At 39.0% G+C, this 22,057-nt stretch carries 17 protein-coding genes and 1 tRNA gene; 10 read left to right on the top strand and 8 right to left on the bottom strand.

The annotated features are described in order from the left end of the window. Positions 1-3 precede the first annotated feature (3 nt). Positions 4-693, top strand: a complete 690-nt coding sequence (locus tag FA047_RS08575; RefSeq protein ID WP_136835555.1) for a GDSL-type esterase/lipase family protein — start codon at positions 4-6, stop codon at positions 691-693. 3 nt (positions 694-696) lie between these two features. Here the strand turns inward: FA047_RS08575 and FA047_RS08570 are convergent, their stop codons facing one another. Further along, positions 697-1,845, bottom strand: a complete 1,149-nt coding sequence (locus tag FA047_RS08570) for a fatty acid desaturase family protein (RefSeq protein WP_136835554.1) — start codon at positions 1,843-1,845, stop codon at positions 697-699. 476 nt (positions 1,846-2,321) lie between these two features. Here FA047_RS08570 and FA047_RS08565 point away from each other — a divergent pair, with 476 nt between their 5' ends. Continuing rightward, on the top strand, positions 2,322-3,284 hold the full coding sequence (locus tag FA047_RS08565; RefSeq protein ID WP_136835553.1) for an acetyl-CoA carboxylase carboxyltransferase subunit alpha: 963 nt from the start codon (positions 2,322-2,324) through the stop codon (positions 3,282-3,284). 378 nt (positions 3,285-3,662) lie between these two features. Here the strand turns inward: FA047_RS08565 and FA047_RS08560 are convergent, their stop codons facing one another. Next, a complete protein-coding gene (locus FA047_RS08560) occupies positions 3,663-6,689 on the bottom strand; it encodes a DUF2723 domain-containing protein (RefSeq protein ID WP_136835552.1) in 3,027 nt (1,008 codons plus the stop codon). Positions 6,690-7,085: 396 nt separating this feature from the next. On the opposite strand from FA047_RS08560, the gene FA047_RS08555 reads away from it, so the two are divergent. The 4 genes from FA047_RS08555 to pth all read left to right on the top strand — a co-directional run bounded on the left by FA047_RS08555 (position 7,086) and on the right by pth (position 9,412). Beyond that, positions 7,086-7,156: transfer RNA gene (locus FA047_RS08555), tRNA-Gln, on the top strand. 73 nt (positions 7,157-7,229) lie between these two features. Then, on the top strand, positions 7,230-8,171 hold the full coding sequence (locus FA047_RS08550; RefSeq protein ID WP_136835551.1) for a ribose-phosphate pyrophosphokinase: 942 nt from the start codon (positions 7,230-7,232) through the stop codon (positions 8,169-8,171). 24 nt (positions 8,172-8,195) lie between these two features. Then, positions 8,196-8,774: a 50S ribosomal protein L25/general stress protein Ctc gene (locus tag FA047_RS08545; RefSeq protein WP_136835550.1), complete on the top strand. Its 579-nt coding sequence runs from the start codon at positions 8,196-8,198 to the stop codon at positions 8,772-8,774. Positions 8,775-8,851: 77 nt separating this feature from the next. Further along, positions 8,852-9,412: an aminoacyl-tRNA hydrolase gene (pth, locus tag FA047_RS08540; protein ID WP_136835549.1), complete on the top strand. Its 561-nt coding sequence runs from the start codon at positions 8,852-8,854 to the stop codon at positions 9,410-9,412. Here pth and FA047_RS08535 read toward each other — a convergent pair. From FA047_RS08535 to FA047_RS08515, 5 genes are all read right to left on the bottom strand, one after another. Further along, positions 9,402-10,988, bottom strand: coding sequence for a response regulator (locus FA047_RS08535; protein ID WP_136835548.1), 1,587 nt, complete (start codon positions 10,986-10,988; stop codon positions 9,402-9,404). The two genes, pth and FA047_RS08535, sit on opposite strands and share 11 nt — an antisense overlap. Before the next feature lie 23 nt (positions 10,989-11,011). Then, on the bottom strand, positions 11,012-11,839 hold the full coding sequence (locus tag FA047_RS08530) for a CheR family methyltransferase (protein WP_136835547.1): 828 nt from the start codon (positions 11,837-11,839) through the stop codon (positions 11,012-11,014). A 1-nt stretch (position 11,840) separates the two neighbouring features. Beyond that, the gene (locus FA047_RS08525; RefSeq protein WP_136835546.1) at positions 11,841-15,341 is read right to left on the bottom strand and encodes a response regulator; all 3,501 of its coding nucleotides are present in this window, start codon (positions 15,339-15,341) and stop codon (positions 11,841-11,843) included. 93 nt (positions 15,342-15,434) lie between these two features. Next, positions 15,435-16,118 carry a LytR/AlgR family response regulator transcription factor gene (locus FA047_RS08520; RefSeq protein WP_136835545.1) on the bottom strand — a complete coding sequence of 228 codons (684 nt, stop codon included), beginning with the start codon at positions 16,116-16,118 and terminating at the stop codon, positions 15,435-15,437. Positions 16,119-16,127: 9 nt separating this feature from the next. Continuing rightward, positions 16,128-17,537, bottom strand: a complete 1,410-nt coding sequence (locus FA047_RS08515; RefSeq protein WP_136835544.1) for a sensor histidine kinase — start codon at positions 17,535-17,537, stop codon at positions 16,128-16,130. A gap of 115 nt (positions 17,538-17,652) precedes the next feature. Between FA047_RS08515 and FA047_RS08510 the strand changes: the two genes are divergently transcribed. The 3 genes from FA047_RS08510 to FA047_RS08500 all read left to right on the top strand — a co-directional run bounded on the left by FA047_RS08510 (position 17,653) and on the right by FA047_RS08500 (position 20,854). Then, the gene (locus tag FA047_RS08510; protein WP_136835543.1) at positions 17,653-18,000 is read left to right on the top strand and encodes an arsenate reductase; all 348 of its coding nucleotides are present in this window, start codon (positions 17,653-17,655) and stop codon (positions 17,998-18,000) included. A 46-nt stretch (positions 18,001-18,046) separates the two neighbouring features. Continuing rightward, the gene (locus FA047_RS08505) at positions 18,047-18,811 is read left to right on the top strand and encodes a carboxypeptidase-like regulatory domain-containing protein (protein ID WP_136835542.1); all 765 of its coding nucleotides are present in this window, start codon (positions 18,047-18,049) and stop codon (positions 18,809-18,811) included. 132 nt (positions 18,812-18,943) lie between these two features. Then, positions 18,944-20,854 carry a M1 family metallopeptidase gene (locus FA047_RS08500; protein WP_136835541.1) on the top strand — a complete coding sequence of 637 codons (1,911 nt, stop codon included), beginning with the start codon at positions 18,944-18,946 and terminating at the stop codon, positions 20,852-20,854. A gap of 47 nt (positions 20,855-20,901) precedes the next feature. Here FA047_RS08500 and FA047_RS08495 read toward each other — a convergent pair whose 3' ends face one another. Next, the gene (locus FA047_RS08495) at positions 20,902-21,537 is read right to left on the bottom strand and encodes a hypothetical protein (protein WP_136835540.1); all 636 of its coding nucleotides are present in this window, start codon (positions 21,535-21,537) and stop codon (positions 20,902-20,904) included. Between the two features lie 54 nt (positions 21,538-21,591). On the opposite strand from FA047_RS08495, the gene FA047_RS08490 reads away from it, so the two are divergent. Beyond that, the gene (locus FA047_RS08490) at positions 21,592-21,813 is read left to right on the top strand and encodes a VF530 family protein (protein WP_136835539.1); all 222 of its coding nucleotides are present in this window, start codon (positions 21,592-21,594) and stop codon (positions 21,811-21,813) included. Positions 21,814-22,057 lie beyond the last annotated feature (244 nt).

Below are 22,057 nucleotides of genomic sequence, written 5' to 3'. Positions count from 1 at the left end.
ACTATGAAACTACTTTTCAAGCACGTTTTATTCTTATTCTTGCTTCAGTTGTTGGCTTTTGGTAATGCAAATGCCCAAACTGTAAGGTGGGACAGTACTTACCGGCCTGCGAAATACAAAGAACTAACAGCGAAATTCCAGGCAGAAGAAAAGTCGAAAAAGGAGTTTGTGTTTCTTGGTAACAGCATCACCGCTGGTACAGACTGGTCTAAATTACTGAATTTGTCAAATGCAAAGAACAGGGGGATTTCCGGCGACATTACTTTTGGCGTATTGGAACGTCTGGACGAGGTCATTTCTAGAAAGCCTGCAAAGGTTTTTGTGCTGATAGGAGTTAATGATGTTTCAAGAAATATACCCGACAGCTTGATCCTTCGGAATTATAAATTGATCATCGATCGGCTGAAAAGAGGTGCTAAGAAAACCAAGATCTATTTTTATACCTTGTTGCCAGTCAACAGCACATTTGAGAAGTTTAAAAATCATTATGGTAAAGACGAACATATTCTTTGGTTAAATGATCAGATCAGGAAACTGGCAGACAGAAAAGTCACGGTTATAGATTTATATCCTCATTTTTTAGATGAGAATAAGCGCCTAAAAGCGGAACTGACCATGGATGGTTTACACCTTAAGCCAGAAGGTTATCAGGTATGGTCTAAGATACTAAATGATGGAGGATACCTTAACTAGTGGCTAACTGTGTATTGCAGAAACCTTGCGCGTAAGCAAACAGGAAGATTTATTTACATACCTATTTTCTTCATAAGCTTCTTTTCCCAGGCGGCGAAGTGTCTTGTAGTGCGAAACCAGCGCAGCACTAAATGTTGTGCTTTCTATATAAGGTAAGCCAAATTCCAGTGCAGTTTCTTTTACAATTTTCCCAATTTGAGGATAATGAATGTGACATATCTTTGGGAATAAATGATGTTCTATCTGTCTGTTTAAACCTCCACAGAAAAATGCTGCTATCTTACTGTCTACCGAAAAATTGGCAGTGGTTCTCATTTGGTGTTCGGCCCAGGCCTCTTCTATATTCCCTTTTTGATCTGGAGAAGGGAATGAAGTGCCTTCAACAACATGGGCAAGTTGAAATACAAGACCAAGTACAAGACCCTGTGCGAGCTGCATCGTTAAGAATCCAATGAGAAATTGCCACCAGGTAATATCCATTACCATTAGAGGAAGTACTATGAACAGAAAATAATAAATCCCTTTATATACAAATAGCTTAAAATATTCTGCTCTAGGGTGGTCTAAGACATGCTCACCTATTTTTTTTTGAAAGAATTTCTTGAAATCCTTTCTGAAGACCCAGGATAACATCGCAAAGCTATAAAGTACAAAAGCGTAAAAATGCTGGTAGCGCTGCAACTTATTGACAGTCTCTGATTCAGAAAATCTAATTAGACCAGGAGCAACATCTATGTCTTCATCATGCCCCGCAATGTTTGTATAAGTATGGTGAACGATGTTATGACATATATTCCAAACATATGGGCTGGCCCCTATGAGGTTAAATATAAAACTCAAGGCTTTATTTACGTTGGCATTCTTCGAAAATGCTTTATGAATGGCATCGTGACAAATGTTGAATCCTACAAACGCGCCAAACATGCCCAACAATACGGTCAACGTCAATGTGATGTATGCGTTGAAATTTCCAAGGAGTATCAATAGATAACAGGCAGTGAGGCCTGTTAAAAAAAACACAGCTTTGACCCACATGGCTGCATTTGCATTAACGGAAATGGAGTTTTCAATGAAATAAGCGTCGACTCGCTTCCTTACAGTGGCATAAAAAGTAGATTTATTGGCATTAATGAATGTGACTTTTTTTGCCATTTGTTGTTTTATAGATGAAATGATGCTTTTTATCCCTGTTATAATTAGCTAATGTAACACAATTATGATGAGATCTATGATTCTTCATATTAATATCTAATTACGAGAATGTAACCAGATTGGTTTTGTACCTGCAAAGTATTCGTAATTTTTGGAGCTCCTTGAGTAAGTTCGTGTGTTCTCAAGTCAGGTTGACCGGTTTAACTACGGGTTATTTTCAAATGATGTGCAGTATTTTTGTTTTGCTATTCTTTTGCTTTCCTTTTGCTATTGTTTTGCTATCCTTTTGCTATTGGCAAAAGAAAGGCAATATCATAGCAAAAATTTGGCAATAAAAAAGCATAGTATATATCGGGAACACCCACTGCAGAGCGAGGGTACAATAACAGTTAAATAGTTGATTATTTGAGTCGGGCAATGAAACATAAACAGCCTGTGAGAGATTTAAAATAAAATCCTTATTTTTACAGCCCCTTATGGAACAGATAAAAACATCATTTGATTTTGAAAAGCCTTTGACTGAACTTGTTCAGCAAATTGAGAAGGTGAAACAGGTTGCGGATAAAACAAAAGTAGATATGTCTGCTACCCTAACAGAACTGGAAGAAAAGCTGGTACAGACACAGCAGTCTTTATATAGCAACCTTACCGGTTGGCAAAAAGTTCAGATGTCAAGGCATGCTGAACGACCTCAGACGCTGGATTACATCAGCCTGATTTGCGATGACTTTATAGAAATGCACGGTGATAGAACCGTTAAAGACGATAAGGCCATTATAGGCGGTTTTGCTACCATCGATGGGCAGACGGTTATGATTATCGGTCATCAGAAAGGTAAAAATACCAAAGAGCGTCAATACCGTAATTTTGGTATGGCCAATCCTGAAGGCTATAGAAAGGCATTGCGTCTAATGCGTTTAGCAGAAAAATTCAATAAACCGGTAATCTCTTTTATTGATACGATGGGTGCTTACCCGGGCCTTGAGGCAGAAGAGCGCGGTCAAGGTGAAGCTATCGCTCGCAATTTGCTTGAAATGTCTGTATTGAAAGTGCCTATCATTTGTTTTGTTGTAGGTGAGGGTGCTTCAGGAGGTGCTTTGGGTATTGGTATTGGCGACAAAGTTTACATGTTGGAACATACCTGGTATTCTGTAATTTCTCCTGAGTCTTGTTCGTCTATCTTATGGAGGAGCTGGGATTATAAAGAAAGAGCTGCAGAATGTCTGAAGTTGACTTCTGATGACATGTACAGCAACAAGCTAATTGACGGGATTATTAAGGAACCACTTGGTGGAGCACATCAGAATCCGGAGTTAATGGCGGAAACTGTTAAAGAGCAGATTTTGAAAGATCTTAAAGAGCTTAAAAAAGAGAAAACAGAGAAAATGATTGCGACGAGAATTGAGAAGTTCTGTGCAATGGGGGTTGTCAACGAGTAAGCTCGCATTCTGATTCTCCGGCTGCATAATTTGGCTCTGAAGGGAGCCAAAAGACGCTATGCCGGTTCACAGAATACTCGCTTCTAGGCTAACCAGCGACTTCCGGAAACTCGAGTTTGCCATGCGGAAGTAGATGCCTTCATTGATGGTTAATACGTTTCATACATTAAGCAAGACAATCGAATTAGTTATTAGATAAAGAGTAAAATTTACACTAGATAATAAAAGGGAGAAGGCCTGCGATTAATCATCGCAGGCCTTCTCCCTTTTATTAGTTTGGGCGTACTAAGCGCGAGTATGCTGCGAACCGGCATAGCGTCTTTTGGCTCCCTTCAGAGCCAAATTATGCAGCCGGAGAACAGCATAGGAGCGCCCCCTTTATTGGGGCGCAAAGTATCTTGAGAACCTTGATTCCAGAGCTGCAAACTGATTATTTAACTTTTCAGTTAGTTTAGTCTGTTTGTATTTAGCCGTTGTTTTTGACATTTGATTTAAGAATGACATGCCCAACTGAACGTTTTGATTACCAATAAACTTATTCTTGCTTTGTGATACGTCTCCAAGGTAAGTAAGTTCTTTCTGTATATAATCTGCGGCTTTTTCAATCAAAGCATTGGCTTTAGGGATATCATTAAGGTCATACAGGTTCTCTGCCATGAAATAAGTTCCCATCATAGAGCGCATGCCATAGAACTGATCAGGCATTGTCTCAAAATAACGGTTAGCTACTTTTTTAGCATCTTCAATTTTTCCTTCTCTAAGCAGGCCGGTAATGGCGTTATTAAATACATTCGTGAAAATAGAGATGTCATCAGCAGACTGTGTATCAAGATAGCTTGCATTTTTAACATTGCCCCATACGAACTTGTTCATCAGGTTATTGTATAGTACGGGAGTGTTTATCAACTCGCTTCTGCTAACAGTAGTGTCGGCTTTTAATGGTAATAAACGAAGTGCCAGCCCCTCATTGTAAAGGTAATTGTCGAGGCCATTGTATTGCTCTGAAGGTACTGTACTTGCAAAATAGATTGGTCTCTTCCAATTGTTGTGGGCCAATAGATCAAGCATAGCCAATGTACCTTTGGTCACATAGTTTTTATTGAATTTCCATTCTAGCTCTGGTGCAATTTTCGACGAGTCGGCAATGCTTACAACACCGTTTTTGATCACATCTTCGCGGTTTACAGTAAGTTTGAAGTTCTTTGTAGGAATAAAGTTGACTTTTTTGCCATCGTTCATTGGCAGTTTGTCTTCGTCATTGTCTGATAACAATAGATCGACGATGTTCTTCAGTTCTATTGAACCTGCGATTTTATAATCCTGGAAGTACATCACATCTCTGACTCCCTGAACGTATTGTGATTCATTCATAGATAGCGGCAATGGATCTGACTCGTTTTGTTTGCGCTTCATCCCATTGATGTACCAGTCAGTATCGAATAAGCTTAGGTTTACCAATCTGATATCCGGTCTGATGTTTTCTACTTCCTGCGCGTACCATAGTGGGTAAGTATCGTTGTCACCGTATGTAAATAAGATTGCATTTGGGGCACATGACTGCAGGTAATCAACGGCAATATCATGCGCAACCATTTTGGTTGAGCGGTCATGATCATCCCATCCCTGAGCGGCCATGATAACAGGAGCAGCAAAAAGTCCGATTACGGTAGCCAAAACAGCACCCGTTGCCGGAGTAATCTTTTTAAATAACCATTCCCTGATGGCAAGTACACCAATTCCTATCCATATGGCAAATGCATAGAAGGAACCTGCATAAGCATAATCCCGCTCTCTGGGTTCCAGAGGCTTTTGATTCAGGTAGAGCACGATTGCAATCCCTGTAAAGAAGAATAATAAAGCAACAATACCAGCATCCTTTTGATCACGTTTAAAGTGCCATATAGCTCCAATTAAGCCTATGATCAGCGGAAGGAAGAAGAAGCGATTGTAAGCTTTGCTTTCAGTTATGGAAGGAGGGAGGTGGCTTTGATCGCCTAAGCGAATCGCATCTATAGGTTTTACCCCACTTAGCCATTGGCCTTCATATAGACTTCCTTGTCCCTGATCGTCATTTTGACGGCCTGCGAAGTTCCACATAAAATACCTCATGTACATTTGTCCGATCTGGTAACTGAAGAAGAATCCAAAGTTGTCTACCAGATTAGGGAAATGGGTTTCATCCAGTCCCATCATTTCACGGTAGTATTCTACGTGTCTTGGATCGTCACTATACATACGTGGGAAGGGAGTAGTTTTGTCGTACTCAGTCTCAGTTTTCTTACCTGCTACCTCATATTTTTCGGCACCTTTTCTATATAAGGTCTTTCCTTCTTTATAATTAACAGGCTCTGAGTTATAATTGGGCCCAAATAGTAATGGTCTGTCTCCGTATTGTTCCCTGTTTAGGTAACCAAGGAATGAGAAGGCGTTGTCCGGATCACTATTGTTTAAGTTAGGGTCGGCTTTTGCACGAATAATGATCATAGCAAAAGAACCATAACCGAAGATGATCAGTACAGTTGACAATAGCGCCAGGTTAAGTATTTTTTTCTGGTGTTTGATGGAGTAACGGATACCCCAAACTAAAGCGCCGATCAGCAGGAGGGCAAAGAAAATAACCCCCGAACCAAATCCCATTCCTAAGGTATTGACAAAGAAAAGATCGAAATAAGCGCCGAATGATACCAAGTATTGAATGATGCCATATTGAATAACTGCAAGGATAAGTACACCTACTATCCCTGCTTTAATAACACCGGATGAAGTTGGTTTTTTGGTCTTTTTAAAATAATAAACAAAGCCAATTGCCGGGATAGTCAATAGGTTCAATAAGTGGATACCAATTGACAGACCCATGATATAGGCGATGAATAATAACCAGCGGTCGGCGCGGGGCTCTTCAGCCACAGCTTCCCATTTTAATATGGCCCAGAAAACAATTGCGGTAAATAACGAAGAAAGTGCGTATACCTCTGACTCAACAGCTGAGAACCAGAAGCTGTCAGAAAATGTATAAGCAAGCGCACCAACGGCACCAGCACCCATGATGCTGATCAGATTGGCTTTTGTGATTTCTTCATCTTGTTTGATTAATACCTTTTTTGCCAGGGCCGTAATGGTCCAGAATAAGAACAATATGGTTGCAGCGCTGGCAATGCCAGAACCCACATTCATAAAGTAAGCGACTTTAGTCACGTCACCAAAAGCAAATAGAGAGAAAAAGCGCTGAATCATCAGGAATAACGGGGCACCAGGCTGGTGAACTACCTGCATTTTTAATGCAGAGGCGATAAACTCTCCGCAATCCCAGAAACTTACTGAAGGTTCTAATGTTAAAATGTAAGTTAAAGCGGCAATTCCAAAACAGATCCAGCCGGTGATGTTATTAATCTTTGAATAATTCATTTCCTTATTAAGTAGTTATTAATAGTGAGCCTACTAAAGCGCAGCCGAAAATAAAGAATAAGATTGATAATCGTATAAAGTAATAAGGAGTTTAACAAATTTTAAAGCTTGTAGAGCCCCTTTTGTAAGTTTTTGTACTCATTTATACAGCGTGTTTTCTCTATACTGAGGGGAGGATCATGTGATTGTTGGTAATAGATCACGGTGTATATGGGAATGGGCGTGTTTAATCGAAAAAAAAATGCTTGATTTAAGGTACTGATTTACTGGGAATAATTGCTTTTGAAAGCTGGCGGGCAAAAAATATTTCACATTTTTTTTATTTGGGGCTTGCAGAAATGAAAAATCTGCGTAGATTTGCATTCCGTTTCAAAGCAAGCCTTTTAAATGGAAGATTGCCCGATAGTATAAAGGTAGTACAACGGTTTTTGGTACCGTTTGTCTAGGTTCGAATCCTGGTCGGGCAACAAACAATATTCGGATTGTGAATTAAACAGCGCAATCCGATTTTTTTTAACCAGCATTGATATCCAATCGATCATGCCATTGCAATTTAACCCAGTTAAACTTTTTGCCGGAACGGGTACAAAAGATTTGGCAATCAAGATTGCCGAACAGTACGGCAAACCTCTAGGTGACGTTACGCTAAACAGGTTTAGTGATGGTGAGTTCCAGCCTTCTTATGATGAAACGGTGAGGGGATGTGATGTGTTCCTGATTCAGTCTACTTACCAGCCTTCTGATAATTTAATGGAATTGTTGTTGATGGTAGATGCTGCTAAAAGAGCGTCTGCACATTACATCACTGCAGTAGTTCCTTATTATGGTTTGGCCAGACAAGACAGGAAAGATAAACCACGTGTGGCAATTGGTGCAAAGCTTGTTGCCAATTTGTTGAAATCTGCAGGGATCCACAGGATCATGACGATGGATCTGCACGCAGCTCAGATCCAGGGTTTCTTTGATATTCCGGTTGATCACCTTGATGGTTCAGTGATTTTTGTTCCTTATATCAAGAGTCTGGGTTTAGAGAATCTTACGATAGCTTCTCCAGACATGGGTGGATCTTACAGGGCACGTACTTTTGCAAAGTTCTTTAATGCGGAGGTGGTTATTTGTGACAAGCGCCGTAAACGTGCCAATGAAATCGAATCTATGTCGATCATAGGTGACGTGACAGGGATGGACATTGTGCTGATCGATGATATTTGTGATACAGCAGGTACACTTGCAAAAGCAGCCGCTCTGATTATGGAGAAAGGCGCGAAGAGTGTTAGAGCGGTATGTACGCATCCGGTATTATCTGGAAAAGCGTATGAGACTATAGAGAATTCTATGCTTACAGAGCTGATTGTAACAGATACAATTCCTTTGAAGCAACAGAGTCCAAAAATAAGGGTACTGAGCACAGCTCCTTTATTTGCAAAGGCAATTGCCAATGTAAATGAGCATGGGTCTATCAGCGATCTTTTTAACGTTTAATTTAACAAAAATAAAAATAGAAAAATGAAAACAATCGCAATTAGCGGTTCTCCTAGAGAGAACGTAGGGAAACGCGATGCTAAAGAGCTTCGCTATGAAGGCAAAGTTCCTGCAGTATTGTATGGTGGTAAAGAGCAACAACATTTTGCTGTAGTAACAACCGAATTAAAGGATGCTATTTATACTCCGGAAGCTAACTTTGTTGAGATTACTTTAGGAACTAAAAAAATCAAAGCTATCATTAAAGAATTACAATTTCACCCACTTACTGACCTTTTGTTACACGTAGATTTTCTACAGTTGTTTGATGAGAAAGAAATCCTTATGGAGATCCCTATCAAATTGACCGGAACTTCTCCAGGTGTTAAAATGGGTGGTAAACTGGTTCAAAAATTACGTAAACTTCGTGTTAAAGCATTACCTAAAGATATGCCTCAGACAGTTGAAGTGAGCATCGCTAAATTAGAAGTCGGTAACTTGTTCCGCGTACGTGACCTTGGTAAAGGTGACTATGTAATAACTAACACTCCTGAAGATACAATCGTTTCTGTAGGAATGTCTAGAGCATTGAAACAAGCTGAACAACAAGCTGGTAAAAAATAATTTACTGCATTAGCTACAAAAAAAGCAGTCCTGAATGGGACTGCTTTTTTTGTTTTTACTCTTATCTTTGTCGCATTATGAAATATCTGATAGTCGGTCTCGGGAATATAGGTCCTGAATATGCAAATACAAGACATAATATAGGATTTAACATCGCTGATGAGTTGGTGAAGCAATTGGGCGGCACTTACTCCAATCTGAGGCTGGCCTACTATTCCGAGCTGTCTTTTAAGAGCAAAAAACTGTATGTGATCAAGCCAACTACTTATATGAATTTGAGTGGCAAGGCTGTAAATTACTGGATGCATGAATTGAAGATCCCTTTGGAAAACATACTTGTAATAGTAGATGACCTGGCATTGCCACTTGGCAAACTAAGATTGAAACTTCAGGGTAGCAGCGCGGGGCATAACGGATTAAAAAGCATTGAAGGACTGTGCGGAGGGCAAGGATATCCGCGACTGAGATTTGGAGTCAGTGATAATTTCCCAAAAGGAAGACAAGCAGATTATGTACTTGCCCCCTTTGATAGAGATGAGCAACCCGAATTGCCAGCATTGATTGACAAGAGTGTGGAACTGATCAAAAGCTTCGTTACTGTTGGTCCGGCGCTGACAATGACTGCATTTAATAAGTAGTGTATTTCGTGATTTTTTGATGTAATACTTCCAGTTCGAATGGCTTACTCATCACGTCAGTCGCACCAGCGTCAATTGCAGTTTTCTTATCATTGTCCATTACGGCAGCAGAGAAAGTAATGATGGGGATATTTTCTTTACCCGGAGCATAACCGTCACGAATCAGTTTAATTGCATCTAGTCCATTCATTACGGGCATGAAGGTATCCATTAAAACGATGTCGTAGTGGTTTTCTTTAAGCTTGTCTATTGCATCTTTGCCATTTTCTACTACATCTGCATTGATCATCCAATCCTTGAGGATTTTAACGATCAGAAATTTATTAATTGGGTTATCCTCTGCTACAAGGACCTTTACATTTGGAAGCGGAGTGAGTTCTTCTTTAACACTTTTCAGATCAGGGGTTGATTCACGTACAACCTCATACCAATTGGTGAAGCAAAAAGTACTGCCTTTGTTTTCGTCACTAAATACTTCGAGCAAACCACCTTTAAGTTTAGCCAGGTTTTTAACAATAGACAGACCTAACCCGGTTCCTCCAAACTTGACAGTGGTTTGTTCATCTGCCTGTTCAAAAGTTTCAAAGATCTTTTCGATGTTTTCAGAGGCAATTCCTATTCCGGTATCAACGACAGAAAATTTAATGCGGATATTATTCCCTTTGCTATTGACGATTTCAACTTTTAAAGTAACACTGCCGGCCGTTGTAAATTTAATTGCATTGCCGATTAGGTTCATGAGGATCTGATTTAACCGCAATGAATCTGCCAGTATATGTTTTGGCAATTCAGGATCCAGTTCCGTTGTCAGATTCAGCTTCTTTTCCTTAGCTCTGATACGGAGTAAATTAATTACACCGCTGCACATACTCGCAATATCGGTTTCTGTTCGGTTGATCTTGAATTTACCAGCTTCTATTTTTGAGAGGTCGAGGATATCATTAATTACGCCTAAGAGAGAGCTGGATGAGATCTCCAGAAGATTAATCATCTCCTTTTGTTCCTCATTTAATGGTGTTCTTTCAAGCAGGTGTGCAATACCAATGATCCCATTGATTGGAGTACGAATCTCATGACTCATGTTGGCGAGAAAGTTTTCTTTAATCCTCTTGCCTTGCTCTGCCTGCTCCTTTGCTTTTATCAGTTCTTTTTGATAGGCCTCAAGTTCTTTGTTCTTTTGTTTTATTTCCCTTTGATTCCGAATAAACTGTATGAACGAATCAACTTTAGCAGAAGTAACGAAAGGGTCAAGCGGCTTGTATAAATAATCGACAGCACCTGTATTCAGACCCTTAACAGCATATTTTGTTTCTTTTGATATAGCAGTAACGAATATAATGAGTATGTCTTTGGTGCGTGGGTTACTCTTTAGGATCTCGACAAGTTCAAAGCCATCCATTTCTGGCATTTGAACATCTACCAGAGCGATGGCAATATCCATTTCCCATGAAATTCTTAATGCTTCATTGGGGTTCGTAGTGCTGATCAGGTTAATGTCATTCCTTTGCAGCAGTGCCTCAAGAGCAATTATATTCTCAGGTCGGTCATCAACAATCAATATGTTAATTTTTTCCATGGTGGTGTTTTTCAGTTTTAGCACTAAGCTATTTTTTGGTAAATGTTATTTTTCTTGTCGATCGTTTTAAACCGTCCAAGTTCTGTGCTCCTCAGTGTCTCTTTAGAGCCAAGACATAAAAAGCCAAAATTAGCTAAACTATTGTAAAATAGCTCTATCACTCTTTTTTGTAGTTCTAAATTAAAATATATTAATACGTTGCGGCAAGAAATCACCTGAAATTCATTGAATACACCATCTGAAGCCAGATTGTGGACAGAAAACAGTACGTTCTTTTTCAGCGAATGATTGATCTTTACCGCATCATATTTCGCTGTATAATAATCAGATAAGGTATGTTTTGTGCCTGTTTTGGTATAGTTTTCGGCGTACTGCTTCATTTTTTGCGGGTCATAAATGCCATTTCTGGCATATTCCAGCACATCCATATTGATGTCTGTTCCGTAAAAAAAACACCGCTCATAAAGGTTTTCTTCTGAAAATAAGATGGCAAATGAGTAGAGCTCTTCTCCGGTGGAGCAGCCAGCATTCCACACCTTTATTCTCTGATAGGATTTTAAATACGGAATCACATTGCTGGCAACTGATTTAAAAAACTGAGAATCTCTGAACATTTCAGTCACGTTTACAGTAACTTCAATGAGAAATGATTCAAAGTAATCATTGTCGTTTGTCAGCAATGTTCTAAGATCGAACAAAGTCAATCTTTGAAGCTGCATGATACGCGTAACCCTTCGTTTTAAAGATGCGGCAGAATAGTCTCCAAAATCAAAGCCATGGATGTTCTTTATAAGATCAACTAAATCGGTTAATTGATCATATGTGATGGTATCGGTAGTTTGATCATTCATATTAACTTAGCCAGACTCTAAGCATTGATAAAAGTTTGTCCATATCAACAGGCTTAGATATGTAGTCATTTGCACCTGCTTCAATACATTTTTCTCTGTCATTTTTCATTGCTTTGGCCGTAAGCGCAATGATAGGGAGTTTTGAAAATCGCTTTTCACTGCGGATGGCCTTCATGGCTTCATATCCATCCATTTCTGGCATCATGATATCCATTAAAACCAGATCTATCTGCTCTGTTTCATCCAGTTTTTCGAGTGCTTCCCGTCCATTATTGGCAATTACAATGTTCATATCATACATCTGCAGTGCACTTGAAAGTGCGAAGATATTTCTCATATCATCATCTGTGATGAGTACGGTTTTATCTTTGAGTGCTTTTTCAATTGTGGAGACACCCTTGTTTTTACTGCTGGAAGCTGAAGTGGATGGGCTATGGTTTTCAGCTTGTTTCAGCTTATTCATGAACAGGCTTACCTCGTCAATTAATCTGTCGTTAGATTTATTTGATTTTAAGACCATGGCCTCAGTATATTTCATGATATGAGCCATTTTTTCATCATCGAGCTCCATTGCGGTATTGATAATAACCGGAACATGTACCAATGCGGGCTGTAATTTGATCACATCCAGAAGATCAAAACCCGATATGTCAGGTAGTTTAAGGTCTAGTATGATGCAGTCAAATGTATTGACTTTTAGAAGTTCGAGCGCCTCCTCACCACTAAATGCTTGTTTGACCTCAACACCCTTTTCGGTAAGTTGTTCTGTGAGCAGTGCACTGTGTAATTCCTGATCCTCGATGAGCAATACCTTATTAAAGTTATATTTGGCGTGGGCAGTACTCAAGAGCTTAAATGCTTCATCAAGCTGCTCCTTCTCTACCGGTTTTTTTAGGAATCCAATTGCGCCTTCCTGTTTCGCTTTACTTTCTTTCTCATTGCCTGCCGACATCATATGTACAGGGATATGTTTCGTTCTTGGGTCAGACTTTAGTTTTTTAAGTATGGTCCATCCATCCATTACCGGCAGCATAATATCTAATACGATTGCATCTGGCAGTTCTGATACAGCCATCTCAAGTCCTTTGTCTCCACTATGTGCAAGAATTGGTTTAAAGCCTTTTTCTATTGCATAGTCATGGAGCACGTCAGCAAATACAACGTCATCTTCAACTATCAGCAAAGTTTGAGGCTGCCCATTTAAATTGCCTGCAGGTAATGGTGTAAGTTCTTTAACGAGCGGGGTGGCTTTTTGTATGGATTCTTCAACCTGCTTCGGTATTTCCGGAAGGGAATTATTTTCAGCGACGACATGACGCTCGGGGATAAATAGTGTGAATAGACTTCCAACATTTGTTTCGCTTTCCACTTGTATTTCTCCGCCAAGTATATATGCGAGCTCTTTGCTAATAGAAAGACCCAACCCGGTACCTCCGTATTTTCTGCTCGTAGACCCGTCAGCCTGTTGGAAGGCTTCAAATATAAGCTTTTGCTTGTCTGCGGGAATTCCAATACCTGAGTCCTGTACGGATATTGCTATTATGTTTTCCTTCGTATTTTTTAGTTGCTCTGAAAAATAGGTTGTTTGCTTCCCGGAGCCCGCGATCTTTAAAGTAATATTACCATGTTCGGGGGTAAACTTAAACGCATTAGAGAGGAGATTCTTTACGATTTGCTCCAATCTGGCCTGATCTGTTATGATCAGTTCCGGTAGATTTTGCTCAACAATTGTTTGGAACTTGATCTTTTTACTCCTGGCAAGCTCAGCGAACAGCGCCTCCATGTCGTTTTTGACAACTACCGGTTTAAGCGGTTCAATAGATAAGTCTATTTTTCCTGACTCTATTTTTGATAAGTCGAGAATGTCATTGATCAGGGTGAGGAGGTCGGTTCCTGCATTATGAATTACACCTGCGTATTTGATTTGGTCCTCGTTCAGGTTTTCCGGACGATTTTCTTTTAATATCCTCGCCAGGATAAGGATGCTGTTTAATGGGGTTCTCAGCTCATGGCTCATGTTGGCCAGGAATTCAGACTTGTACTTGCTGGATATTTCAAGTTCCTCTGCTTTAAGGCTCATGGCCTCACGTGCCTGATTTACGAGGATGTTGCGTTCTTCAAGCAGTTGAGCTTTCTCCTCTAATTCTGCGTTGGTTTGTCTAAGCTCTTCCTGCTGAACCCGCAACTCTTCTTCCGATGCCTGAAGCTGTTCAGATTTGTAAACGAGTTCCTCGTTTGTAGTACGCAACTCTTCTTGCTGGCTTTCAAGTTCTTCAGCCTGTTGCTGCGTCTGTTCAAAAAGGGACCTGAGTTTTACTCTGGCTACCGCGCTATTAATTCCTACTCCGATACTTTCCGTAATGGTGTTCAAAAACAATAAAACAGAATCATTTGGTTCGGTACTTAATCCAAATTCTATGACTGCCAGTGTTTCATTTTCGAATAGCACAGGAAGTAAGAATATACATTGCGGAAGCGTGTCTCCAAGACCAGATTGAATTTTGATATAATCCTTAGGTATATTTTTAAAAAGTTTAGGTTGTTTTTCGAAAGCTGACTGTCCGACAAGTCCTTCTCCAAAGTGATACTCCTTTGCATTTCCTTTTGTGGGTTGAAAAGCGTAGCCACCGGTGAATTTAATTGTTTTTTTAGCGTTATTGACGAGGAATAAGGATCCTACCGGGGCGTCTATATAATTACATATTGATGTTACTATGTTTATGGCCAGTTCTTCAACTTCCTGTTCGCCACGCATGGCCTCATTGACCGCCGTTGCACCCAAAAGCAACCAGTTTTTCTGTTCGTTTTCTGCAGATATTTTTTCGAGTTGTATATTGGAATCTCTGATGTGTATTTCGGTTTCCTTTTGCTGATCGAATGTTTTGCGGATATAGGAGAAGAGAAAAAGAATCAGGCCGAATATAACAGCCGCACTTAACAGTACGATCCATTCACTTTGTTTGCTACTGTCTGCAGTGGCTTCCTTTCTTTTCTTTAACAGTTGATATTCTACTTCAATTATTTTTCCGCTAATTTTTAGAATTTGGTTTTTGTAAGTTTGTCCAAGACCCTTCATGACTCTAGTGGAAGCCGCTTCCTTTCCCTGGCTATCATTGATTCTTAAGACTTCATGCATTTCATCAATTTTAGCCAGAGCATAAGAATTAAGGGAGTCAATTCTGACATACTGTTCCGGATTGTCGGATACCAGATTCTTTAAGTCCTGGATTGCGGGAAGAATTTTGGGGGCGCTTTTGTTATATGGGGTAAGGTATGCTCTTTCTCCGGAAAGTATAAACCCGCGGATGCCGGTTTCTGAGTTTAGGACATTGGTTTCAATATCTTTTACAAGATTGATGACATCGTAAGTATGACTTTGCCATTTTGTATCTTCATTTAAATTTTTTATACTTAAATGTGACGTTATTGCAGATAACAGGACAAATAACAGTGATATACCAAAGCCCGTTAATACCTGCTGCTTAAAGGATAGTTTAAACATATATAAGTTATAAATGAAGCGCCTATAAATACTAAATACAATATTAACGATAATATCTTATTTGAAAGTTTTTGTTGAACTATTTGCCGAATTTTAATGTAAATCCACGAGGCACTGCGCATAAGTCGGTCCTATTGGTATAATCTCGCTGTTGATCCAGATTTGACTGCGGTCAAATTTTGTGATTTTGTCCCTGGCAATAATGAAGGCACGATGTGTTCTAATGAATTTTTTAGGAGGTAGCAGTAGCAGCATTTCGTTTAAGGGAACCCTTGTACTGATCAATTTATTATTTAGGCTATGGATTAGTGTGTAATTTCCGGAGGCCTCTATATACAATATATCCTCAAGAAATACCTTTATTTGTTCATAGCCATCTTTGATGAAAAAGAAGTTGTTCTCTGTAGTTTCTATCTTAGTACGAAGGTTATATAGTTCTTGAGCCTTGTTGCAGGCTTTTAAAAATCGAGCAAGAGAGAAAGGCTTTAAAAGGTAATCTATCGCATCCAGCTCAAAGCTTTTCACTGCATGTTCAGAATATGCAGTGGTAAAAATAACCATCGGGGGCTTACTTAAGCTATTCAGGAAATCAATACCGTTAATGTCTGGCATTTTTATATCTAAAAAAATCAGATCAACTTTATTTTCCTGTAAATACTTAACCGCAGAAAAGGCATTTGTAAAGGAGGCCTGAAGTTCTATAAAAGGAACTTTGGATGCGTGTGATTTGACTACATCCAAAGCTATCGGTTCATCATCTATGGCGATTGCAATCATGCATTAAAGCTAATTATTTCCTTCGAGTTGCAATGTGAGGTGAATAAAAAATTCTTTGGCATTTTCCCTGATGATGAGTTCGTGTTTATTGGGATAAATTAATGCAAGGCGTTGCTTTACGTTTTGAAGCCCTATTCCGCTTTGTAATCTCTCAGGATCGTTGTCTTTTTTTACATGAATACTGTTGTGTACATCAAAATAAAGTTTGTTTTTGTCTGTTTGCAATGTGATTTTGATGTGAGAAAGATATTGCAAACTGATTCCATGTTTAAATGCATTCTCAACAAATGGTATGAGCAGCATTGGCGTGATCTGCAAGTTATTGTGCTGCTCTTCAATCTGGGTTTCAATCACTATATCGGGTGAGATTGAGGTCCTTAATTTTTGAATCGAAATATAATTATTGAGGTAATCAACATCACGGCTTAAAAGGATTTTATCTTCGATGTTTTCCTGGAGCATGAACCGCATCATATCGCCTAATTTTTGTATACCTTCTCCAGTGCGCTCTGCTTTTTCCTGAAGAGCAGTACCATACAAAGTGTTTAGTGAATTGAACAGGAAATGCGGGTTAATCTGTGACTTTAAGAAGTTAAGATTGGCATCTGATTTTCCAAGTTCAGTTTTTAGACTTAGTATTTCTTCATTGTTTTTTCTAAGCCTTGATTTATAAACATTCCAGGTGAAGAGTGGAACGAGAATGAGCTGTACGGGTAGGTTAACGATTAACAGTATTTTCATAATGTCATCATTGTAACTATTGCTGTAATCATTGTTGGGAAAAAAAATACTGACTAATGCGAAGACCGGTATGTAGGTAATGATAGTAGCGAGTATTGTAAAACCTATATATCTTAACCATGCAAAGCGTTTTTGCTTTGTAGAAGGCAGATACATGTACATGTCATATAGGTAATGCAGGATGGCTATGGGTGTAATTACAAGGAAAAAGCCGATAATGTAATGATGTCCATTTAATAATATCACACTTGCGTGAATAAAAATGGAGCAAGCAAAAAGCGCCAGGGCTTCTTTATGCAGTTTATTACCTGGGTTATGCTTGTTGGCTGTGAAATAAATCACTGCCATTCTTAATGAAAGCAGAATGGTGAAATAGATGTTTATGATTTCTGTAATGAAACAAACGTTTATGAGTATGCAGATTAGTATGATGGCATTTGATGGAGGAGTATCCCCTTGCTCCATTTCATTTTGCACATAAAGACACAAAATAAGATAAGCAATACATGTGATCATGTGGCTGAATAACAGTGAGATCCAGAAATTATTGTAATAAATGTGGTTTTCTGTGCTATAGTGTTCACTTATAGCTTGTGCGGTTGAAAAGAGCAGTGCCAGTATAATGCAGCCTGTAAATGCCAGGAGTTCAATCTTTGTGGATTCTTTTAGTTTTATCATTTCTTTGGTCTTGATTTTATTTGTAGGGCAATAGTACAAAGCTTAAGGGGTGCAATTTTTAAAATGTGATAAAACCTCTAAAAAATGTGACGAATTATCATTTAAATTTGTCGGTATGACTGTATATGGGATACCAAATTGTAATACTGTGAAGAAAGCTATGGACTGGCTTGCTGAAAATGGTTTTAAACCAGAGTTTCATGATTTTAAGAAGAAAGGCATTACCGCTGAGCAGCTGAATGAATGGTGTGATACATTTGGCTGGGAAAACGTGCTGAACAAGAAAGGTACGACGTGGAGAAAATTATCATTGGAACAGCAGCAGGAGGTAATAGATCAACACAGTGCAATTAAGGTATTGCTAATGAATACCAGTGCTATAAAGCGTCCGGTAGTAGAAGTGGATGGAAAAGCTGTTTTGATCAGCTTTAATGAAGAGGCTTATGAAAGGCTGTTGAAGTAAAATAGGTGGAACATTTCCTGTTAAAGTTTGTTAAATACTCAGGTTAATGTTTAAACAGCATTACTTTTGGGGTATGATTAAGAAATTGATGCTTCTTGTTTTATGCTTACTTCCGTCAATATTGCTGGCACAAAATTCTGTGTCCGGTAAAGTTTACGACTTTGAAAATAAGAGATCACCAATATCAGGAGCTCAGGTCAGAAATTTATCCAATAAACAATCTACCAAGACATTGAGTGGGGGGAATTTTAACATTGCGGCAAAGATTGGTGACTTGATCGAATTTTCCTATGTTGGATATCATACCGATACGGTTTACCTGATTAATTTATCGCCAAGAGCGATTTATTTGCCGGCTAGTTCTACGAATCTAAAAGAAGTTTCTATAAGGGGAGCTAAGATTAATTCTTCGATTTTATCGCCAGATCCGGAGGCCAAAGAATTCAAACGTTTTGAAAGCGATGGACTGAGGGGAAAAGGAAACAACGACAGGGCGGGTGGATTGGCGTTTAATCTTGGATACGGGAAATATAAACGGCAGCAAGAACAGGTTAAGAAATTGGAGGAGCGGGATTTTTATGAGACAGAGATCAATACTGTTTTCACAGAAAAATATGTTTCTGAGCTGGTAAAGCTGAGTGGACAGGATTTGAAAGATTTTATGTCATTATATCGGCCGTCTGTAGGTCTTGTGCAAACGGAACGACCATTTAACTATGCGTATTATACGGTTAAGGCTTATCATACCTGGTTGAAACTGCCACCTGCGCAGCGACGACCGCCAGCTGTGCCCAAATTAAAAAGTAATTAATAATACCGTTACAATGGCAAAGTAGCTCATTGGTTTTTATACCTTTATGGTAAAACTTTAAACCAACGTTATACTATGTTAAATAAGTCAACCTTGCTATTGACGCTCTTGTGCGTCTTTGGTTTAACTGCGATGTCTCAACAACCCGGGGCCATACTGGGGAAATATGATGCTCATGCTGCATTCGGACCATTGTTCTATACTCAGAATGGTAACGAATTTCGTTCTGCAAATGGATATCCCGGCCCAAAATATTGGCAAAATAAGGTAGACTATAGTATCGTTGCTAATCTTGATGATGCCAACAATAAGGTTAGCGGTACAGTTACGATCACCTATAAAAATAACAGTCCTGATAAACTCCCGTTTTTATGGTTGCAATTAGATCAGAATTTATTTTCACCTGAATCTAGAGGCAATGCTTTGATTCCTGCGGGTAGCAGGTATGGAGCCAGAGGAGAAAAACTTGAGGGAGGATATAAAATTGAGGGTCTATCGGTTGTTCAGAAATTAAAACCAGTCAAGTTTACTTCTTTGATAGAGGATACAAGGATGCAGATCAGATTGGATGAACCTATGGCGGCAAATGGAGATGTGATTACAGTTAAGATGAATTTTTCATTTACGGTACCTGTTAATGGTTCGGACAGAATGGGACATTTAACAACAAAGAACGGTGAGATTTTTTCGATTGCACAGTGGTTTCCAAGGATGTGTGTGTATGATGATATTTTGGGCTGGAATACTTTGCCTTATTGGGGAGCGGGTGAGTTTTATTGCGAATATGGGGACATTGACTTTGCGATAACTGCACCTGCCAGTCATATAGTAATGGGTTCGGGAGAACTTTTGAATCCTCAGGAGGTGTTTACAGCTACGCAATTGCAACGATGGAATGCGGCGAAAAACAGTGATAAAATAGTAACCATAAGATCAGAATCGGAGGTTAATGATCCTAAATCTCGCCCTGCTAAAGATAAGCTTACGTGGAAATTTAAAATTAAAAATACCAGAGATGTAGCCTGGGGGTCTTCTAAAGCATTTGTTTTAGATGCCGCAAGGATTAATTTGCCAAGCGGTAAAAAGTCGCTCGCTGTGGCTGCGCATCCTGTGGAGAGTAATGGACGAGATGGCTATGGAAGAGCTGCAGAATATGTAAAAGCATCTATTGAACATTATTCAAATAAGTGGTTTGAATACCCTTATCCAATGGCCATAAATGTAGCGAGTAATGTAGGTGGGATGGAATATCCGGGTATTGTGTTTTGTGGCTGGAAAGCAAAAAATGGAAGTGCATGGGGTGTAATAGACCATGAATTTGGTCATACCTGGTTTCCAATGATTGTAGGTAGTAATGAAAGAAAATATGGCTGGATGGATGAAGGATTTAATACATTCATCAATGGAATTTCTACAGATGCATTTAACAATGGAGAGTATAAAAAAGAGGCGGAAGATATGCATCAAATAGCTCAGTATCTGCAAAGTGCCGAAGTGGAATATATGATGTTGACTCCTGATGCGATGAGAGAACGTAATATAGGTGTAAACTTATACAGTAAGCCAGGATGGGGATTGGACATATTGAGGAATGAGGTATTGGGAGCCGATCGTTTTGATTACGCATTTAAAAATTATATAGCCCAGTGGGCATTTAAACATCCAACTCCATTTGATTTTTTCCGCTCTATGGAAAATGGGGCAGGTGAAGATCTTTCGTGGTTCTGGAGAGGTTGGTTTTTAGAAAACTGGAAAATGGATCAAGCCATTGCAAAAGTAACAGAAGAGAAGAAAGACGGGAAGACTACAGGTTACAATATTGTGGTGTCTAATTTGGAACAGATGCCTATGCCAATAATCCTTGAGGTTACGACGAAAAGTGGTAAAAAAGACATGGTGAGGCTGCCGGTTGATGTTTGGATGAGAAATAATTCCTGGACTGTCCGTTATGCTACAAGCGAAGAGGTTGTAGGGGTAGTTTTAGATCCAAAGCATGTACTTCCGGATGTCAATAGTTCAAATAATAGCTGGAAAAAGAATTAGAAATTACTGTAGAAACAGGGGATTGGCATGTAGCCAATCTCCTGTTTTTATTTAAAGAAGCTCGCTTTTAGTTTATCGGCATCAATTATTGCTTCTGGCTGGTCCAGTTTAATCAACCAGCCCTTTTGTTTTAACAATGTGATCTCCTGTTTTGCAACGGATAAATCTTTGCCTTTTATAGACTGATGAAATACGATAGGCGGCTTAGGTGCTATATTTAAGCTGGTGTGATATAGTATTTCGAGTCTGAATTTTGGCCATGAATGAATATCGCCAAGCTGCGCTGAATATATCTTTTTCGTTGAACCGGCTGCAATGATATTTACAAATTCACCTTTGAAATTCCCTCCCTGTTCTGTGCTAAAGCTAACGGGCAGTTGAAATGATGTTTCATTTACCAGGTAAAAATGACCAACAGAATTGCTGTGCTGGTCAGAAACAATAGCCAGATAAATGCCGTCAGATACAAAAGGAGTTTGGGCAGTTATGGTGGTTTGTTTGCTTGCAGTAATTTCGTCTTCCGGTACTTCTCCGTGCACCAATGTTACTTTGGATGCGAGCACGGGAATTTCAAAATCATTGGCATCAGTTACGCCGATGGTATCTTTGTCGATAATTCTGGTGATGTAACCTTCTAAGTTCTCGTCTACGAAACGTACAAAGTCTCCTAATTTATAATTCATGTTTAATATTTTTATAAGGCGGTCAAATTTAGTTATTCTTATTATTTTTACACCATGACATTACAGGAGCAAAAAAACAATCCACTGCATGGTAAGACGCTTGAGTTCATCCTTAAGCAGCTGGTATGGCATTATGGATGGGAAGAACTTGGTCTTTTGGTCAAAATCGATTGTTTTAACAACAATCCCACTATGAACTCCAGTTTAAAGTTTTTGCGTAAAACGGATTGGGCGAGGAAAAAAATAGAAAAATTGTATTTAAATACTTTCCATTAAGAAGGCATTTTCAGTTAAAACATATTGTCGCTATTTTTTTATATTAAGTTTGTTTAATGTAATTATTATTATTTAAATTTGTTTTAAGTAAATTCAGTTAGATGAATCTCAATGCTTTATGATTTGAGATCATCATTATTGATTATACTATATAGCCTAAATTTTATTGTAAAAACATCATCCCAAAGCAAGACCGATTGATGTGGTCATGATTGATGAAAAAGAATTGATAGTCTGCATTGTC

The sequence above is a fragment of the Pedobacter frigoris genome (genome assembly GCF_005116445.1).
Lineage (GTDB): Bacteria > Bacteroidota > Bacteroidia > Sphingobacteriales > Sphingobacteriaceae > Pedobacter > Pedobacter frigoris.
The sequence above is the reverse complement of the archived record's forward strand: the minus strand, read 5'-3'. Positions and strand labels throughout refer to the sequence as shown.

Excerpts from the sequence above, each read along its gene's own strand:
- FA047_RS08575 (WP_136835555.1), top strand. The coding sequence starts at position 4 with ATGAAACTACTTTTCAAGCACGTTTTATTCTTATTCTTGCTTCAGTTG.
- FA047_RS08570 (WP_136835554.1), bottom strand. The coding sequence starts at position 1,845 with ATGGCAAAAAAAGTCACATTCATTAATGCCAATAAATCTACTTTTTAT.
- FA047_RS08565 (WP_136835553.1), top strand. The coding sequence starts at position 2,322 with ATGGAACAGATAAAAACATCATTTGATTTTGAAAAGCCTTTGACTGAA.
- FA047_RS08560 (WP_136835552.1), bottom strand. The coding sequence starts at position 6,689 with ATGAATTATTCAAAGATTAATAACATCACCGGCTGGATCTGTTTTGGA.
- FA047_RS08550 (WP_136835551.1), top strand. The coding sequence starts at position 7,230 with ATGCCATTGCAATTTAACCCAGTTAAACTTTTTGCCGGAACGGGTACA.
- FA047_RS08545 (WP_136835550.1), top strand. The coding sequence starts at position 8,196 with ATGAAAACAATCGCAATTAGCGGTTCTCCTAGAGAGAACGTAGGGAAA.
- pth (WP_136835549.1), top strand. The coding sequence starts at position 8,852 with ATGAAATATCTGATAGTCGGTCTCGGGAATATAGGTCCTGAATATGCA.
- FA047_RS08535 (WP_136835548.1), bottom strand. The coding sequence starts at position 10,988 with ATGGAAAAAATTAACATATTGATTGTTGATGACCGACCTGAGAATATA.
- FA047_RS08530 (WP_136835547.1), bottom strand. The coding sequence starts at position 11,839 with ATGAATGATCAAACTACCGATACCATCACATATGATCAATTAACCGAT.
- FA047_RS08525 (WP_136835546.1), bottom strand. The coding sequence starts at position 15,341 with ATGTTTAAACTATCCTTTAAGCAGCAGGTATTAACGGGCTTTGGTATA.
- FA047_RS08520 (WP_136835545.1), bottom strand. The coding sequence starts at position 16,118 with ATGATTGCAATCGCCATAGATGATGAACCGATAGCTTTGGATGTAGTC.
- FA047_RS08515 (WP_136835544.1), bottom strand. The coding sequence starts at position 17,537 with ATGATAAAACTAAAAGAATCCACAAAGATTGAACTCCTGGCATTTACA.
- FA047_RS08510 (WP_136835543.1), top strand. The coding sequence starts at position 17,653 with ATGACTGTATATGGGATACCAAATTGTAATACTGTGAAGAAAGCTATG.
- FA047_RS08505 (WP_136835542.1), top strand. The coding sequence starts at position 18,047 with ATGTTTAAACAGCATTACTTTTGGGGTATGATTAAGAAATTGATGCTT.
- FA047_RS08500 (WP_136835541.1), top strand. The coding sequence starts at position 18,944 with ATGTCTCAACAACCCGGGGCCATACTGGGGAAATATGATGCTCATGCT.
- FA047_RS08495 (WP_136835540.1), bottom strand. The coding sequence starts at position 21,537 with ATGAATTATAAATTAGGAGACTTTGTACGTTTCGTAGACGAGAACTTA.
- FA047_RS08490 (WP_136835539.1), top strand. The coding sequence starts at position 21,592 with ATGACATTACAGGAGCAAAAAAACAATCCACTGCATGGTAAGACGCTT.